The 17,751-nt window shown below is 45.3% G+C and carries 15 protein-coding genes; 4 read left to right on the top strand and 11 right to left on the bottom strand.

Annotated features, from left to right (window positions below; translation table 11 throughout):
• Window positions 1–58: 58 nt before the first annotated feature.
• Window positions 59–730, bottom strand: coding sequence for a Crp/Fnr family transcriptional regulator (locus MKHDV_RS16155; protein WP_160717126.1), 672 nt, complete (start codon window positions 728–730; stop codon window positions 59–61).
• A 273-nt stretch (window positions 731–1,003) separates the two neighbouring features.
• On the opposite strand from MKHDV_RS16155, the gene MKHDV_RS16150 reads away from it, so the two are divergent.
• Window positions 1,004–1,732, top strand: a complete 729-nt coding sequence (locus MKHDV_RS16150) for an ATP-binding protein (protein ID WP_160717124.1) — start codon at window positions 1,004–1,006, stop codon at window positions 1,730–1,732.
• 146 nt (window positions 1,733–1,878) lie between these two features.
• Here MKHDV_RS16150 and MKHDV_RS16145 read toward each other — a convergent pair whose 3' ends face one another.
• Both MKHDV_RS16145 and MKHDV_RS16140 read right to left on the bottom strand, forming a co-directional pair.
• Complete coding sequence (locus tag MKHDV_RS16145; protein WP_160717122.1) at window positions 1,879–2,331, bottom strand: hypothetical protein; 453 nt, start codon at window positions 2,329–2,331, stop codon at window positions 1,879–1,881.
• Between the two features lie 612 nt (window positions 2,332–2,943).
• Window positions 2,944–3,627: a Crp/Fnr family transcriptional regulator gene (locus MKHDV_RS16140; protein ID WP_160717120.1), complete on the bottom strand. Its 684-nt coding sequence runs from the start codon at window positions 3,625–3,627 to the stop codon at window positions 2,944–2,946.
• Between the two features lie 224 nt (window positions 3,628–3,851).
• On the opposite strand from MKHDV_RS16140, the gene MKHDV_RS16135 reads away from it, so the two are divergent.
• Window positions 3,852–4,106: a hypothetical protein gene (locus tag MKHDV_RS16135; protein WP_160717118.1), complete on the top strand. Its 255-nt coding sequence runs from the start codon at window positions 3,852–3,854 to the stop codon at window positions 4,104–4,106.
• A 218-nt stretch (window positions 4,107–4,324) separates the two neighbouring features.
• Here the strand turns inward: MKHDV_RS16135 and MKHDV_RS16130 are convergent, their stop codons facing one another.
• From MKHDV_RS16130 to MKHDV_RS16095, 8 genes are all read right to left on the bottom strand, one after another.
• Window positions 4,325–5,740: a sigma-54-dependent Fis family transcriptional regulator gene (locus MKHDV_RS16130; RefSeq protein ID WP_160717116.1), complete on the bottom strand. Its 1,416-nt coding sequence runs from the start codon at window positions 5,738–5,740 to the stop codon at window positions 4,325–4,327.
• A 226-nt stretch (window positions 5,741–5,966) separates the two neighbouring features.
• The gene (locus MKHDV_RS16125) at window positions 5,967–7,445 is read right to left on the bottom strand and encodes a sodium:solute symporter (RefSeq protein WP_160717114.1); all 1,479 of its coding nucleotides are present in this window, start codon (window positions 7,443–7,445) and stop codon (window positions 5,967–5,969) included.
• Between the two features lie 3 nt (window positions 7,446–7,448).
• Window positions 7,449–8,405 carry an agmatinase gene (gene speB, locus MKHDV_RS16120; protein WP_160717112.1) on the bottom strand — a complete coding sequence of 319 codons (957 nt, stop codon included), beginning with the start codon at window positions 8,403–8,405 and terminating at the stop codon, window positions 7,449–7,451.
• A gap of 672 nt (window positions 8,406–9,077) precedes the next feature.
• The gene (gene gltX / locus MKHDV_RS16115; RefSeq protein WP_160717110.1) at window positions 9,078–10,469 is read right to left on the bottom strand and encodes a glutamate--tRNA ligase; all 1,392 of its coding nucleotides are present in this window, start codon (window positions 10,467–10,469) and stop codon (window positions 9,078–9,080) included.
• A gap of 326 nt (window positions 10,470–10,795) precedes the next feature.
• On the bottom strand, window positions 10,796–11,029 hold the full coding sequence (locus tag MKHDV_RS16110) for a NifU family protein (RefSeq protein WP_160717108.1): 234 nt from the start codon (window positions 11,027–11,029) through the stop codon (window positions 10,796–10,798).
• 212 nt (window positions 11,030–11,241) lie between these two features.
• Entirely contained in the window at window positions 11,242–12,147 is a 906-nt protein-coding gene (locus MKHDV_RS16105) for a DUF2156 domain-containing protein (protein WP_160717106.1), read from the bottom strand.
• A gap of 8 nt (window positions 12,148–12,155) precedes the next feature.
• On the bottom strand, window positions 12,156–13,547 hold the full coding sequence (locus MKHDV_RS16100; RefSeq protein ID WP_160717104.1) for an MATE family efflux transporter: 1,392 nt from the start codon (window positions 13,545–13,547) through the stop codon (window positions 12,156–12,158).
• Window positions 13,548–13,943: 396 nt separating this feature from the next.
• Window positions 13,944–14,930, bottom strand: a complete 987-nt coding sequence (locus MKHDV_RS16095) for a biotin--[acetyl-CoA-carboxylase] ligase (RefSeq protein WP_160717102.1) — start codon at window positions 14,928–14,930, stop codon at window positions 13,944–13,946.
• Between the two features lie 618 nt (window positions 14,931–15,548).
• Here MKHDV_RS16095 and bioB point away from each other — a divergent pair.
• Window positions 15,549–16,529 carry a biotin synthase BioB gene (bioB, locus tag MKHDV_RS16090; RefSeq protein WP_160717100.1) on the top strand — a complete coding sequence of 327 codons (981 nt, stop codon included), beginning with the start codon at window positions 15,549–15,551 and terminating at the stop codon, window positions 16,527–16,529.
• Between the two features lie 9 nt (window positions 16,530–16,538).
• Window positions 16,539–17,751, top strand: a 1,213-nt coding sequence (bioA, locus tag MKHDV_RS16085; protein WP_160717098.1) for an adenosylmethionine--8-amino-7-oxononanoate transaminase, incomplete at its 3' end; no start/stop codon positions are given.

Here is a 17,751-nt window from a genome sequence, read left to right as displayed (position 1 = left end):
CTCATTCTGTCGGCAAGCTGACAATTACTTTAAAAATAGACGAATAGGCATTGCATTTCTATTTATTAAGCTCATCCAAACGTGTTTCGTCTACAATTTCAAAAACTCCGCGTTTTACCCGAACCAGAATGCCGGATCGAACCATATCATTAAGCAAAGTTGAAACAGTCTGACGAGTGGAACCAACGTGTTGTGCAAGTTGTTCACCAGTCATACCAAGCCGAGCTACGAGTTTTCCGTCTTCTTCTTTTGCTACAGATAACAAGAAATCAGCAAGACGTGTAGAAGCATCCCCGAAAACAAGACCATCAATAATGCCGAAAGTGCTTTTCAGCATATTACCGAGAATACGAACCATGACTTTACTTACCTGCGGAATATCGCGCATGTAGGTATGGAACACAGGGATACTTGTGGTAAGCAACACTCCTGAAGTAAGTGCCTGAACAAATGTTCCGGTATGACAGGTATAAATATCACCCTTTTCCAAAATAGACAGTGTAAACTCTTTACCTTCTGCCGCGAGGAAAACTCTCAAACGCCCTTCTTTAACAATGAAAACACTACCGGCACCGGATGCATTCGGTTTTGATATTTCATCAATTGAAGGATCAGAAGGATCTGCTATCATCTCGGTGGCAACAAATTTTCGCTCGTTCATTGCGGCGCGTAAATCTTTAAACTCAGGCTTTGCTAGCTCTGAAAGCAAGTTTATTTCAGCGAATTTCATGGATTTTTCCTTATTAAGAGCTCTTTAAGCAATTCACTACACACTAAAGATTGCCCAAGAGAAGCGAAACTTGCAAGTCTACTTTTGTAATTTTATAAGCATATATTCTGCAACCAATGGAAGTTATGACTACTGAAAAGTTTTTCAGAAAAAAATGTAATTATTAGAGAAAAAGTCCTTATTTTTGCCGTATGTCACAACATGAAAAAACGAATCGAGTATTGTGAACTCAACAGACAAGGAATTAAAGCGACTTCGCTAAAAGGAGTTTTTATGAATAAAGTAATGCGTAAGATTATAGAGATTGATGAAGAACGTTGTGATGGCTGCGGCTTGTGCGTTCTTGACTGTGCTGAGGGTGCTATCCAGATCATCAACGGCAAAGCAAAAATCGTTAAAGATGAATACTGTGATGGCTTAGGCGCATGCCTTGGTGCATGTCCTCAGGACGCATTGCATATTATTGAACGAGAAGCTCCTGAGTTTGACGAAGAAGCTGCAATGGAATGGGTAAAAGAGCGCGACGAAAAAGAAGCACCTCAGTCCAGTCCGTGCGGTTGCATGGGATCTCATGTTAAAAGCATGAAGACTGTTGAGATTGCGGTACCGGGCAGCAAAGTTTCCGGCCCTGGTCACTGGCCTCTCAAAATCCGTCTTGTTCCACCGACTGCTCCATACCTTAAAGACGCAGACGTGCTTGTTGCGGCAGACTGTGCAGCAGCAGCATCACCAATTTTCCACAGTGAGTTTGCAAAAGATAAAGTTGTTCTCATTGGTTGCCCTAAATTTGATGATACCAACGAATACGTAAACAAACTTGCTGACATTATCCGAACCAGCGGCATCCGCTCCATCAGCGTTCTTCGTATGGAAGTACCTTGCTGTACCGGTCTTTCCCGCGCATTAGCAGACGCAATTAAACTTGCCGGTGTTACTATTGAAGCTAATGAAACTATCATGACTTGTGGTGGCGGCAGAGCTCAAAAAACAATGTTCGGCTAATCGACCCAAACAATATTTTCTCCACAGAACGACACGTTCACCTTACCAGACAAAGTTAGAAAAAGGCCGCAGTACCAAGTACTGCGGCCTTTTCATATGAATTTCTTGTGCGGCATTGCAATGTGCCTGCACAGTTAAAATGTTAGTTACTTAACACGAGGGTAGCCAGCCCACCATCTGCCACAAGGGGACAGACAACGACTCATGCAAGCGCCACGGTACATTGGACGTCTAACTTTGCATTTTGATGCATTAGAAAGAACTCTATTAATTGCCATCTGGTTGCAAGGAACAGATAATACAGCAAATTGTGGACAAGGTGAGCAAGGAACTACCTTCTCAACAACTACTGGCGGTGGGCACGGCTTTGGACACGGCATTGCAGACGGTAACGGCTTAATGCACGGTTCAGGACGTACACACGGTGCAGGTTGCGGACACGGAACAGGCTGTGGACAAGGAACTGCTTTCACACACGGTTGAACCTTTACACACGGCTGCGGGCCACATGTTTGTGCTTTAACAGCTGTCGGCATAATCAATATAGCCAAAACCAATAATGCTCCAATATTACAAGCAATCATTTTTGCTCTTACCATAATGTGCCTCCTATCAATACAGTTTTTTAATCTATAAGAATCTGTTACGTTCAACATTAGAAAATGCAGCCTGCTGCTACACTGATCGCAACAACCTTAAGCAATTACCAACACGCTAGCAGAAAGAACACAAAACAAACATTACTACATCGTAATATTGTTGATAGATTGCTGTATTCTTTCTTCACTGCGTACAAAAAACACTGCATCATTCTTTTATTACAGCAAAAAACCGCCGTTGAAGTATTTCAACGGCGGTTCATAAACAACTCTTTAGTTCAATCTAGTAATGCTAACAACATGTTGCAGAAGACACTCATCGTAATCAAATGTAATCACAAAAAACAAGATGAATGCAACAGTTGGTAATTATGTACAAAATCAAGCAACTGTATTTTTGACCTGCTAAAAGAAAAAAAGCTGAGATATGCTGTAACCTCATTAGTGTTGGTATTGTACCTACCTGACTAATTTGTGCTGCGTAATGAAACCTTATGAGGGACACAGCCTCGCGACAAAAAGTCCTGATCTGGCGCGCTCTACAGCCGACCGACTCAGGAATTAAAAAACTATGAGCGCAAAACTATATTATGAAATTGCGGGTGGATAGATTTAAAGAACTATTTCACCTTCCGCCAAATCTTCAAGCGCAGCCATGTCTTCAATGGTAATCTGTCGCCCTTCTACCGAAACAAGTCCCCGATCTGCCATTTTAGAAAGAGTACGGGATAGCGTTTCACGTGCTGTTCCAAGCATACCTGCGAGCAATCCTTTAGAAACATCAAGCTTAAAGGTAACAGCTCCATTTTTTTCTTCACTGGTGTACAGCAGATACGATGCAAGACGCTGAGGGGCTTCGTGAAGCGTTAGCGCTTCTACTTGCTTGGTAAACATTCGTAATTTCATAGACATAGCACCAAGCATGGCGAGTGCAAGCGCAGGGTCTTTGGCAATGCAATCCAACAAACCTTTGCGCGGGAAAAATGCCAATGAGGACTTTTCTACTGCTTCAGAATGTGCAGGGAATGAACTGTTCTGAAAAACTGCTACTTCGCCAAATGTTTCGCCTGAGCCATACAGGTGAATAATCGCCTCTCGTCCATCAGGGCCTGTCTTGTAAATCTTAACTCTGCCGGACAAAACAATATAGAAACCTTCTGCCGGAGCGGATTCATAAAAAATAATTTGTCCGCGTCCTACATCTTTTTTTACAGCAATGGCTGCCAATCCTGAAAGCTGTTCTTCAGAGAGTCCACTAAAAAAGGGCATTTGAGAAAGCACTGTAGTAAGTTGCATGACAATCCTTTTTACTAATCTATATAATATGTTGCGTCATCAAAAAGACGCTCACACACGGTAGACACGTTTCTACATTCTAGGCATAGCCACCTTATAGCAACTTGCGGGCAAGCCGTCATCATTCCAACTAAGTTGTCACTGTTTACATTCCAACACCTCAACACAATTGCGAACTATTGCAATCAAGGATATAGTCCGCTCAGCATAATGAGGAGAAATCTATGACCAAGATGTCCCAAAGCGCTGCAGCGCGTGTTGAAGACCTGCTGCGCGAACAGTTAAGTGAACTGGGAATTGAAGTAGCAAAACTAGAACCACATGTTGTCGCAGAGAACATGAAGTGTGATGTTTTCTCTGACGAATCCATGATATATTACTGGAAAGGTGAACCTATTCTACGTGTTGAGCCTGAATCGTCTGAGGACGGTACAACAAGCTGGCGTATGTATACCAAAGACGATCTACCAGCGCAGTAAGACTATAGCAGCAGATGCTGCATTGTCTGAGGACGATATTTATCGTCCTCCGGCCACGCAATGTGTGTTGCTCAACATAGCGCTCGTATGAAAATATAGGGTGATTCTACATGTACGTAGAATCACCCTTTTTCTATTCAATTTCCAAAGTAATATTAAGAGAAAGATAAAGAATCGTATCGTTGAAACAGCAACATTCGCAGTAACAATACAGAACATTACCTACAATATTTTGTTATCTTACGCGCAGCACTCGGTTGACTTATGCCCAATGCTTTCGCTGTGGCCACCGTTGTTTTATGTTTATGGAATGCGCGCGTTACAAGTTTCTTTTCCAACTCGTGAAGCGCATTTTTCAACGGCAGCTTGTTTTCACGCTCTAGAAAAGCACCATCCTGAATGTGTGACGGCAAATCTTCTTCCGCGATAATGAGCTGTTCCGAAATAATGACAAGTCGTTCCACTACATTTCGCAACTCCCGCACATTACCCGGCCATGAATACATTTCCAAAGCATCCATCACTTCCGGTGAAAAATATTTATTTGTAGAATACTTTCCATTGGCTTCTTCCAAAACATTATTCGCAAGCGGTACAATGTCTTCGGTACGTTCACGAAGTGGAGGGATAACCAGATGAAGCACATTCAAGCGGAAAAACAAATCGCTACGAAACAATTTTTTATCTACGAGAGAGCGTAAATTCTGATTCGTCGCGGCAATCAGCCTGAAGTCCACATTGATGGCGCGAGTACCGCCAAGTTTGGTAAGTTTTTTTTCCTGAATTACCTGCAAAAGCTTTGCTTGCAATTCAAGAGGCAGCTCGCCGATTTCATCAAGCACAAGCGTTCCACCATTAGCAAGTTCAATGCGCCCGACCTTTCCGTGTCGACTGGCACCGGTGAACGCTCCGGCTTCGTACCCAAACAATTCTGATTCAAGCAAGGTTGCCGGAATACCGGCACAGTTAATTTCCATAAGCGGACCGTTGGAACGATCACTCTGCTTATGGATCAGGCGGGAGATAACATTTTTACCAACACCGGACTCACCGGTAATCAAAATGTTTGTATCAACGAGTGCTACTTTAGAAACATACTCGAGCACCCTTTGCATTGCCGGACTGATGGCAACAACTCCCCACGAAGAAGGGTCAGGGCTCAAGACAATCTGCTCACCATCAAGCGCGGTGTTCAGCTTTTCATATTCATTGTTGAGCTTCAGAAAATATCGAGAATCCACGGTATAGCTGATAACCCACTCTACATCTCCGGCTTTATCATAAATAGGTACACCCGTAACAATGTTACGCCCCCCAAGCTGATTGCCTTCGACAATGGTCACAGTCTGTTTTCCCTGTAACACAAGAGAAGCTACGGATGGACAGAAAAAACCTTCTGCTTCCATATCGTATGTGGTTCTACCGACAATTTCACTTTTTGAAATTTCGTATGTTTTCTCAAAGCAGCCGCTCACCCAGATAATGACGCCTACTTTATCCACGATAACAACATTATCGTGCATGGATTCGATTACAGAATAAAGATCGTGCAAATCCGGTAAATTTGCGCGAAGGGGAAGAGACTCTGCCAAGAAGTCCCGCACCCCGCTTTCATAGGGCGTGTAATTGCGCATACACAATTCCTAGTGAAAAAAGGTTGGTACAGCCATAATCCAGTCTGCCTACCGAACTACAACTGTTATACAGAATATGCAGAAGCATACATTCTTATGATGTCAGCACGGTTGACCCTAGCAAATGCGGTGTCCTCAGGCAAACCGCTCATTTACAAAAAAGCCCGGAGAGAATCTCTCCGGGCTTTTATTCTTTGTATCAATATATTCCGCTGCAAATTAGCTGCTAATGCATTGCCGCTGGCTGTGCCTGAGCTTGACGCTCTTCATCAGTCATTGAATCTGCATCGTACTGTTCAGAAGCTGCAAGACGAGCTTCCCAATCTGCAAGTTGTGCAGGATTCGGAGGGCCGGTCATCAAGCTAACGACAACCAGAACAACCGCGCTGCTCAAAATACCGTAAATGATGGTGTATGCGGAAAACGCACCGTAGGTCATAATGCATATAGTTGTAACAATACCACTTACTACGATTGAAGATACAGCACCCTGTGCTGTCGCTTTTCGCCAGAAAAATCCAGCAACAACCGGTACGAAGATACAACCGGAAAGCAGTGCATATGCGATATCAAGAGCATGCATTACGTCACCGATAACAACTGCAAGAAGAAGTACAACAATACCTACAGCAAAGGTAATTACGCGGGCAAGGAACATCTCCTGCTTGTTATCCATCTCACCACGGAAAGGCTTAACAAGATCGTTAATGATAAGTGTAGAAGAAGCGAGAATTGTACCACTAACTGTGGACATAAGTGTGGAGAGCAAGCCCGCGACAACCATACCAAGCAGGCCGCTAGGCATAACTGTTACAACAAGCTGACCGAGAGCTTTCTGTGGTTCGTCAAGATCAGGGAGCAGAACAAATGCTGCCATGCCACAGATTGCCATTGCTCCGCCCCAGAGTATGGAGAAGAAGCCAGCCGTAATCGTACCACGGGTTGCAACTTTACCGCTCTTAGCGGTGAATACACGCTGCCAGATGTCCTGACCGATCATAATACCAAGATACATGAGCAGGAAGTACATAAGAAGCTGATCCCAGCCGATAGCAAACGGATCAAAGTAGGAAGGTGGAACTGCGTTGAACAACGCATCAAGGCCACCGGCTTTTTCGACAGAAAGCGGTACGAGGAAGCCGAACACGCCAACCATCATCAACACAAACTGGATAACATCTGTAATGGTTACAGACCACATACCGCCAAGCAGGGTGTACAGCAAAGATACTGCACCACCGGCGACCATGGATGTAACCATATCCCAACCGAAAAATGCGTGGAGAATAGTACCGATGGCGATAACCTGAACAACCGCGATCATTGCGGTGTATATGCAGGAGATAATTGCACTGATGTACCGTGCACTGGCTGCATAACGCACTTCCAGCATTTCACTCAGGCTGATAACGCGAAGGTTAGCCATTTTGCTTGAAAGCAAAATGCCCATGCTCATCACACCAAAGCCATACATAAGCACAACCCATGCTCCGGAGAAACCAAACTGATAGGCAAGCTTTACAGAACCGAAGGTAGCACCACCACCAAGAATAACACTGGCAAGACAGGGAAAGTACATCCAAAATTTTAAGTTACGACCGGCAACAAGAAAATCTTCATTACTTTTTGCGAAAAAGATTCCAGCAATACCGCACCCGATCATTACGAGGAAATAGGCGAGGATAATTATAAGATCGATAGACATATGTTACTCCGTTCCAGCTTGTCTCTTGTTGTAGGCAAGGCATGACAGAAAGGCATGCATGATTCCGGCAGCAGCAAAGGATGTAATATCAGCAGTGTCAGATTCAGGCAGAACTTCAACAAGATCCATCCCGATCAGATTCAACCCCTGACAAGATTCGAGCACAAGTTTTAGTGCTTCATGAGTGGTAAAGCCACCAATTTCAGGTGTACCGGTTCCCGGTGCATATGCAGCATCAAGGAAGTCGATATCAAAGGTCAGAAAAACTGGAGTTCCCGGAGCGATGCGTTCGCGAATGCGTTTAACAGCAGCTTCAATGCCTATGTGATGCAATTCCCATCCGGTAATCACATCCATTCCACTCTCACGTGCAAACTGTAAAGCATCACGGCTGTACAATGGACCACGGATTCCCACCTGAGAAGATGCTTCAGGCTTGATCAGTCCTTCCTTGATAGCCCAATGGAAGGTTGTTCCATGGTTGTACGGCTTACCAAAGTAGTCACTACCTGTATCGGAGTGGGCATCAAAATGAATAAGAGCTACCGGCCCATGCTTTTTAGCGACAGCACGCAATTCCGGTAATGTAATTGAATGATCGCCGCCCATGATTACAGGAATAGCGTCTTCCTGTAGCACGGTTGCCACGCCTTCTTCAATTTTTTCAAAGCTCTCTTCCAAGTAACCAGGAACAATATCAATATCGCCCCAGTCCACACCGCTACATTCTTCAAAAATATCTACATCAAGCACTTCGTTGTAATTTTTCAAAATGCTGGAAGCCGCTCTAATAGATTCGGGACCAAAACGACAGCCGGGCTTATATGATGTCGCGGTATCAAACGGTACGCCTAAAATTGCGAAGTCTACACCTTCTGCTGAAGCAACATGAGGCAAACGCATAAAAGTACGCACACCGCAAAAACGTGGGGATTCTAAAGAATTAACTGGTTTACTCATACTTTCCTCCTGAGATTGCCCTGCCCATGGGACAGTCTCAGCAAAACAAACGGGCACAAAATCAATATACAAGTTAAATTCGTCATGAAACACGACATCAATTTATCAAAGTAAATTGCCGGACAAGGGCAGGGTTGTACCTCTATAGAGGCAAGCCTCATGCCAAAACATAACCCGTTAAATTTTATTGATAATATCTGTAAGAAAGTTTTACCGACTATTCACTTTTGAATAGTTTTATAAGAGCAAAAAGAAAAAAGTCTGTAATCACAACACATTTCAACCTATTCACTTTTGCATAGGTATTAATTCAACATTGAATACAGCAATTCAATGTGTTTTTTGAGCGCCTCAAAAGTGCCTGTGCCCTGCATCCCGTGGCTTAAGCTCCCTCCGCTCTGCTATCTTTTCCGTAGAATTCCAAGAGGCACGGCTTCAACTTGCGGAGCTCCCAAAAACTTCAAAAATATCCACCCCACAAATCCCGTTTAAGCATTTCTCACGCGGTTTACTCGTTTTTACTCAACCCATGAGATTCAATCATGAAATTCTGCTCTTGAAATTCAACTGTCAAAATTCAACTTGTAAAATTCAATCCTTAAGCTCCAACTGGTAACTACAAAAAAAGCCGCTACGTTTGTAGCGGCTTTCTGAATGACAATAATAAAAATCTTACTGCTGAAGAGCACGGTCAATACGAGCAAGGGTACGCTCTTTACCGATGATCTCCATAACGTCAGGGAGGTTAGGACCACCCATCGCACCAACAAGTGCCACACGTAATGGAGGGCCAACAGCTTTAAACTTGAGGCCATTATCAGATACATAGTTACCCATAACATCGTGGGTAGTATCTTTAGTGAAAGCTTCAAGTGCTGCAAACTGTTCACGCATATTTGCAAGATGCTGTTTGCCTTCTTCAGTTAACGCTTTGGTTACTGCTTTTTCTTCAAACACGTATTCGGAATCAGAAAGAAGCATGAAACACATTGCGTCTACAAGACTAACAAGATCTTTTGCACGATCTTTAAAAAGAGGAGCCATTGAAGTTAATGTTTCAATGGAAACCTCAAAACCGGCTTCTTTTACGAACGGTGCAACCAGTGCTGCAAGTTCAGCGTCAGTAGATTCTTTCATGTACTGAGAGTTGAGCCAGAGAAGTTTGTCTGAATCAAAACCGGCAGCGGAAGAAGAAAGATTGTCAGCTGAGAATTTTTCGATGAGTTCGTCCAGAGCGAAAATTTCCTGATCACCGTGAGACCAGCCAAGACGTACGAGGTAGTTAACCAGCGCCTGCGGAAGCAGACCCATTTTTTCGTATTCCATAACGGATTTTGCGCCATGACGTTTGGAAAGCTTTTTACGATCAGAACCAAGAATCATTGGAACATGACCGAATTCAGGAAGATCCCAGCCCAGTGCATTATAAACCATAATCTGTTTAGGAGTGTTGTTCACATGGTCATCACCGCGAAGCACATGAGAAACTTCCTGTGAATGGTCATCTACAACAACAGCAAGGTTGTACGTAGGAGAACCATCGCTACGGCGGATGATCATGTCATCGAGCTCTTCGTTGTCAAAAGCAATGCTGCCTTTAACAAGGTCTTTCCAAACAGTACGACCAGTAAGCGGTGCTTTAAAACGCACTACACGGCCTTCTGCTTTCTCCAGACCAAGCTCACGACATTTGCCGTTGTACTTAGGCTTTTTGCCATTAGCACGGGCTTCTTCACGCATTGCTTCTACTTCTTCAGAAGTACAGTCACAGTAGTACGCTTTGCCTTCTGCAAGCAGCTGATCAATGTACTTGTTGTACAGATCATCGCGCTGGCTCTGGTATACAGGTTCTGCATCCCAGCTAAGACCAAGCCATTCCATAGAAGCAAGAATTGCGTCTGTGTACTGCTGTTCAGAACGTTCTTTGTCAGTATCTTCAATACGCAGAACAAATTCGCCGCCATTGTGGCGAGCAAGCAACCAACTGAAAATAGCGGTGCGTGCACCACCGATGTGTAAATGCCCGGTCGGGGACGGAGCAAAACGGGTGACTACTTTAGTCATGTAACTATCTCCTAAAAATATAAAAAACCGGACGCATCCAACTGTGATTGTCCAAAACAGATAAACAATCCTCGCCTAATAAGGCGATGCCCTGAGGCAAAAATATATGCGCCTAGATTACTACTTATTTGCTAATAACATTCCTGCCGCGCAGATTGATTCAAACCCGCGCAGTGCAACCTTTTGCCGCTAACAACTCTTCAAGCTTTACGGATAAAAAAGTGTAACGGCATGAGAAAAAATCAAGATCAAACCTGAGTTAGACCTCTGTGAAAATCTTTCTTTTTCAACGAAACGCCGCAAGATGCGGAGTTGCCATCAATTTTTTAGTCTTCAGCTGGCTCAACAGCCTTAACTTCAGGCACTGCTTTCAGAACAAAACGCTCTACAGTATTTCGCAGGGTCATCTGGGACATCGGGCAGCCCTTGCAAGCGCCGGTAAGGCGTACAGTTACAATGCCGCGTTCAGAAATATCTACCAGTTCAACGTCGCCACCGTCATTCTGAAGGTAAGGGCGAACTTTATCCAACGCTGCTTCAACTTTTTCATTAAGAGTCATGTTATTCCTCACAGGTCTGTATATGATGTGTGGCACTTCTATCTCCGTTAAAAAACGGTGTCAAACGTAGACAAAGATAGCCCTGCACTTTGCGCTGTTACGAGGAAAACGTCAAACCCGCACATACAGCCACTGCATGCTCCGAATCTGACGTTTTTCATACATTCTATAGTAAATGAAAAAATAACCGGCTGTTTTCAGCTCATGAAATTTTACTTTTCTTCTGCTAATTCAACCACAAACTTCTTCACAAAATCGGTTGGGTTGTAGCTCATCTTCGCTTTACGCAACCCTTCGTCTGCTAAGTCCTGCTCGCGGTTTACATAGGTAAATCGGGAACCACCGTCAGTCAGGAAGAAATTGTTGATGGCCTGATAAATACCTTTGTAGTCAGTTTGACCTTTTTCAAAATGGATAACAACGGTCTCGTCGTTGATAGCTTCTGCTACCGTATAAGCAATAACTTTGCCTTCCACTTGAATAGAACCACCAATAAGAGATGGTATTTCGTCCCACTGTTCCAGTACGCGGCGGATTGCGTCGTTTTCAGCAAGAAGAGACTGAGAGTCTTCACATTCGCGCCACATGCACCACTCTTCCTGCATTTCAAGCACGGCTTCAACGCAGTCAGCGGTCATTGGCTCATATGTGTAGGTATAAAGCTTCTTAAACTGGTTTACGAGGTTCTTCTTTTTATGGAATTTCTTACCACGCAGCTCACCAAGCTCTTCGACGTCATAAATGTAATCCCACTGTCCACGATCTTCTTGAGAAGTGACGCGACCGCCAAGCTTTTCATTCCAGATTGCAAGCAGACGCTCCGGTACACGATGGAACGTGCGGGCTTGCTTCATATACGGACAATCCGCCCAGTTCACGTTATCCCAGTTACCAATTGGCGCCCAGTGACGAACAACGGGAATCTCTGAATCACCGGTAGTAGACTGACGAATCCAAACTAAATTATCTGTCCACGCCCATTCAAGGCCGTACTCGTCTGCCCAGCCCCAAATATTTGTAAAACTGAAGTCGGATGACTTGGTGTTGCTTCGAGCCAAACGCTCCATGTATTCATCTTTACGTTCAAAAGTAATCGGTTCAAAAACAAGTTCTTTCATGAAGACTCCTACGCAGCCGGAGCGGTCGCATTTTTGCGTTTAATCATGCTGAAGCGATACCAGTCGCGACGCATAAATATATAAAACATTGTTGTGGACTGGAATACCTGTGAAACGAGCATGGCAATGTAAACACCCTCTGCATCTTTTAAAATCAGATGACCGAGGATATACGCCACGGGTAACCGAACCAGCCACGAAGCACTGCTATAAATCCAGAAATTGTATATCGTCGCACCTGCACCAGTCATAATACCGCCAAGTGTCATACTGGCAACAGTGAACGGAATAGAAATAATGTTGTATTTCAAATACACGGCCGCCTGTATGGTGACATCGGCTTCAGGTGCAAGAAATTTTGCCATAGGGTCAATAAATGGCCAGAATATGATGGCGATTATGGACATAAGCCCACATGCGGTACCCAAAATACGCAACCCGACGCGTTTCGCCTCGGCCTTGTTTCCGGCACCCAGTGAATGCCCGATAAGAATGCTTGCAGTCATGTTAAACGCAAACGCAGGCAGGAATAAAAGGGATTCGATACGCATCCCCGCGGCAAGTCCCGCAAGCGCGTCAACCGCGTCGTACGGCAACGAAGCAACAATGGCGAAAAGCACTATGTACCCTGTGTGCCACAGAGCCTGAGTCCCGCCAGCTGGAGCCGCTACTTTTACCAGATAAGGCAACGCACGGCGAACCCAACGCATCGGGGCGAAAGAGCGTCTGACAAGAATTTTTCGTTTAACAAGCACACTAAAGTTATAAATTGTACCACCAGTAACAGAAAGCAGAGTTGCCCATGCTACCCCTTGGTAACCAAACTCTGGGAAGCCGAACCAGCCAAGTCCGAACCCCAAGTCAGCAATAGTATTCACCAATGCAACAATGATGATTGCCCGCATTGGGATAAAGACCAGCATCTTTGCCCGAAATATAGAGTTTGTAATAACAAACACATAGTACACAGGCAGGAGCACTAAATAAATTTTTAGAAAATACATTGCGATGGGATAAATCTCTTCAGGAGTCTGCAGTATTCCCAAAAAGGCATCGCGGAAAATTAAGCCCAAGCCAGAAACACACAGACCACAAGTCAACCCAAGCAACACAACTAATCCAACATACCGTGCAGCCCTTTTATGTAAACCTGCCCCTATGGACTGGCCAATGGCAGCAACACAGCCATTACCAATGGCTATAGCTATGACAAAGAAGAACATAGAGGTCTGGGAGATCATCCCGAGAGCCGCCTGAACATTTGAATCTATCTGCCCGGCTACCCAAACATCGACAAAGCCGATTAAAAAATGGAACATCATCATAAGAATCTGCGGCCACGCAAGATTCCATATAGATCTATATGATGTCGGGTCTGGTATCTTCTCTGAGTTACTCATTAATTTATTACCAAGTGAAAGTGTTGAAGAGCAAAGAGTAATACGGATGGGGAAAAAGTACAGCCAAGAAAATGCAAATACTACTTTATACGTAGGGACACATTTATACCCAACTGTCTTCAAATTCTTGCAGCGTTCTTCAACGCTACACTAGATAAGGAGGTGCGAATTCTTCATATGATATTTTTGGAGAAACTGAATAGGAAATAGGACAGTCAGCGCCTTGCCGGACAAAAAGGAACTAAATCTACAGCCGTTTTTTTTGTAATTAAGAATTTACCGCTCGGACAAAAATAAACGCAACTGCCAAACGGTGCGCCCTCTCTTTGGACATTAAAACACTGTCCTCAGAGAAAACGACAAGCCTACGATCAAAGGCTGACATCAAGAAGAAAATTACAAAATATCGCCAGAAAACAAACGATGTTCAACACCGTTTTTACTGCGCAAAAGCAACATACCGTCAGTAGAAACATCGGTCACGGTGCCTTTAATTGTTTCTCCACGCACCTGCACTGTAAGCTCTTTACCAACAACATCAGTAAGCTCTTTCCAGCGAGTTAGGAGCGGAGCAAAGCCCTGCTCTTTCACAAGCATATACCAATGCTCATATCGAACTAAATACGCCTGAAGAAGTTCCACACGAGAAATGCTTTTGCCAGCAACCCCTTCAAGAGAGCACGGAGCGGTGCGAAGATCCGGCACCAATTTCTTCGGTAACGGACGTACATTGATTCCAACACCGGACACAATATGTCCGACAGCATCGCCGGAAAGAAAAATCTCAGTAAGGTTACCTGCAATCTTGCAACCTTCAATAAGAACATCATTCGGCCATTTGCAAACAGGTAAAATCCCAACCAGTTCGTAAACGGCTTCTGCAGCAGCCACGTTGGTTAACAACGTAATGATTGGCGCCTCATTCGGGGCAATGTCAGGTCGCAAAACTACCGAGACATACAACCCGCAGCCAAGCGGAGAATGCCACGTGCGTCCTTGTCGCCCACGTCCCCCTGTCTGCTCATCAGCTACAACAACGGTGCCTTCCGGTGCATCAGTAAATGCAAGCTGCATTGCCTCAATATTGGTAGATCCAACGCTCGGCAGATAATGAACGCCACGCTGACCAAAAATCTTTGTTTTCAATCCCTGCTGTACAATATCTTCCGTGAGCAACTCTGCTTTGTGCAACAGACGGTACCCCTTGCGGGTAACAGCTTCAATCTCGTGTCCCTGAGCACGCAGCACTCCAACATGCTTTGACACCGCAGCACGCGAAATTGAGAACATCCGGCTTACATCTTCTCCAGATGTATAGCCTTCTGTATTTTTCTGTAACAATTCCAGAAGCTTTTCACGAACCGCATCACCTTTTGAAGCCATTTCTACCTCTAATTGTAAACCTTACACTTCCACTCAAAGTTGACAATAGCATCACTCTCAGATAATCCGACAGTACAAATACGACACAAGATGTGTCCGCATCAGGTTCTCTCAAGATATGCCTCCGGCGGCTGGGCTGAAACTTGTTTCACTGTCTTTATCCGTAATCTTTCATTCTTCAAGAACGGCTAAAGCTTTGTAAAAAGTTTCCCCCAGACCCGTTACACTCTCTTCGTCCGTAAAACTCGAAGACTCGTTAACGGTCAAAGGCCTTAAAAAACTTTTACTAACGAGTCCAACTCGTCTTAAACTTTAATCTCGACCTTCGCCGCATGCCGTAAAAACAAACGTAACCAAACGCACCATTGGTCTTTACAAAAAACAACTTACCTTCTGAGCTTGCGGCAATGGTTCCCCCCCCCTCACCCATAATCGCGGTCAAGGGGGCGTCCCCCTTGCGGGTGCTTGCGCCAGTAGCCGTTCACGAGGAACGAGTGCTACGGATGCCAGTCCCTTGTGGAGGCAGAGCCCTTGCCCCTCGGAGAGTTGCCGAAGGCACACAGCACTTATCGAACAAAAAATGCGTTTCACATCTAAAAAAATTTCAGAGAAATCATAATGACCACTACTGCTTCAACTGTGTACGCCCTGTGCGAAGAGGTTGTCCAGTCAGGAAAAGGCGTCAGCCGCACTGATGCTGAAATGCTGATAACCCTGCCTGAAAGCGCAACGCTTGACCTGCTTGCAGGTGCACAACGCATCCGCTCCACTGTTACTACAAGTGCAGCATTCACGTGCGGTATTGTAAACGCAAAATCAGGTAAATGCAGCGAGGACTGTTCCTTCTGTGCACAGTCAAAATACCATGACACGAGCGCGCCCATTTATCCACTGATCGACCCGAATGCTTTGCTTACCCGCGCAAAAGAGCTGGAAGCGGGCGGCGCGCATAGATACGGCATTGTGACAAGCGGCATGGCTCTTTCTGACAAAGAACTTGATACCGTTTGCGAGGCAGCACTTGCCATTACTACTCAGACCAGCATCAAGGTCTGTGGCTCGCTCGGTCAGCTTTCACCGGACATGGCAGAACGGTTACGCCAAGCTGGATTCTCCAGCTACCATCACAATCTCGAGACTGCACGTTCACACTTTTCTGCTATTTGCAGCACACACGAATACGACGATGATATTGCATCCGTTCAGAATGCACTTCACGCCGGTTTCCGTGTCTGCTCCGGCGGCATATTAGGTCTCGGCGAAAACCGCAACCAACGGGTTGAGCTTGCCTGCACCCTTCGCGATCTCAATGTACCATCTGTTCCCATGAATTTTCTGACTCCGGTCAAAGGTACACGACTCGAAAACCAGCCGCTTCTTGCACCTTCCGAAGCACTGCGTGCCATTGCTGTCTACCGATTCATTCTCCCGACACAAGACATCCTAATTGCTGGTGGACGCGAGAACACACTCGGCGAATTTCAACCACTGATCCCCATGGCAGGTGCCAACGGTCTTATGATCGGAAACTACCTGACCACTGGCGGACGTAACATGGCAGACGACATCAACATGCTTTCAAGCATGGGCGTATTATAAGGAGCACACATGAGTACTACACAAGAATTACAACATATCGACCGCACAAATGTATGGCACCCGTTCACTCAAATGGCAGAATGGACGCAGCAAGACCAGCTCATTATCGAAAGCGGTAAAGACAACTGGGTTATTGATACAGAGGGTAACCGCTACTTAGACGGTATTTCTTCTTTGTGGACAAACGTACACGGTCACTGTGTGCCGGAGATCGACAAAGCCGTGCAGGAGCAGCTTACGAAGATTGCCCACACAACAATGCTCGGCCTTGCCAGCGTTCCTGCAACAGAACTGGCAAAACGCCTCGTTGATATTCTACCTGAAGGACTCACCCGCGTATTCTACTCTGACAGTGGCTCCACTGCCGTTGAAGTCGCGCTCAAGATCGCGTTCCAGTTCCAGCAGCAAGCAGAAAAAGGCGATCCAAACCGCATCAAATTTATTTCCATGCAAAACGCCTATCACGGCGACACCATTGGTTCTGTTGCTGTAGGCGGCATGGATTTATTCCACGCAACCTACAAGCACATGCTTTTCCAAGGTGAAAAAGTCATCACACCATACTGCTACCGTTGTCCGTTCGGCAAAGAAAAAGACACTTGTGATCGCGAATGCTTCCAGCATGTAGAAGACGTTATCGAACAGCACGGCAATACTGCCGCAGCATTCGTTATCGAACCACTGGTTCAAGGTGCAGCAGGACAGCTTATGCACCCCACAGGCTACCTCACCCACGTTCGCAATCTCTGCACGCGTCACAACATTATCCTCATTGCAGATGAAGTCGCAGTAGGCTTCGGCAAGACCGGAACCATGTTCGCCTGTGAACAAGAATCCATCACGCCGGATATCATCTGTCTCGCAAAAGGTATCAGCGCCGGTTACCTGCCTTTAGCAGCAACAGTTGCGTCAGAAGCTATCTACAACGGCTTCCTCGGCAAGCACGAAGAGTTCAAAACATTCTTCCATGGTCACACATACACAGGTAACCCGCTCGCATGTGCAGCAGCCATAGCAAACCTCGACTATTTCGAAGCCAACAACGTCATGGAAAAGCTTCAGCCTAAAATTGCCCATCTGCAAAACAGGCTCGCAGCCATGCTCGAACTCGACCATGTCGGCGAAATCCGCAATCGCGGGATCATGACCGGCATCGAGCTAGTGCAAGACAAAGCCACCAAGACCTCATTCGAAACAGCAGATAAAATTGCGCACAAAGTCT

This window comes from Halodesulfovibrio sp. MK-HDV, from assembly GCF_009914765.1.
Taxonomy (GTDB): Bacteria; Desulfobacterota; Desulfovibrionia; order Desulfovibrionales; family Desulfovibrionaceae; genus Halodesulfovibrio.
This window is presented reverse-complemented; position numbering and strand designations above follow the sequence as displayed.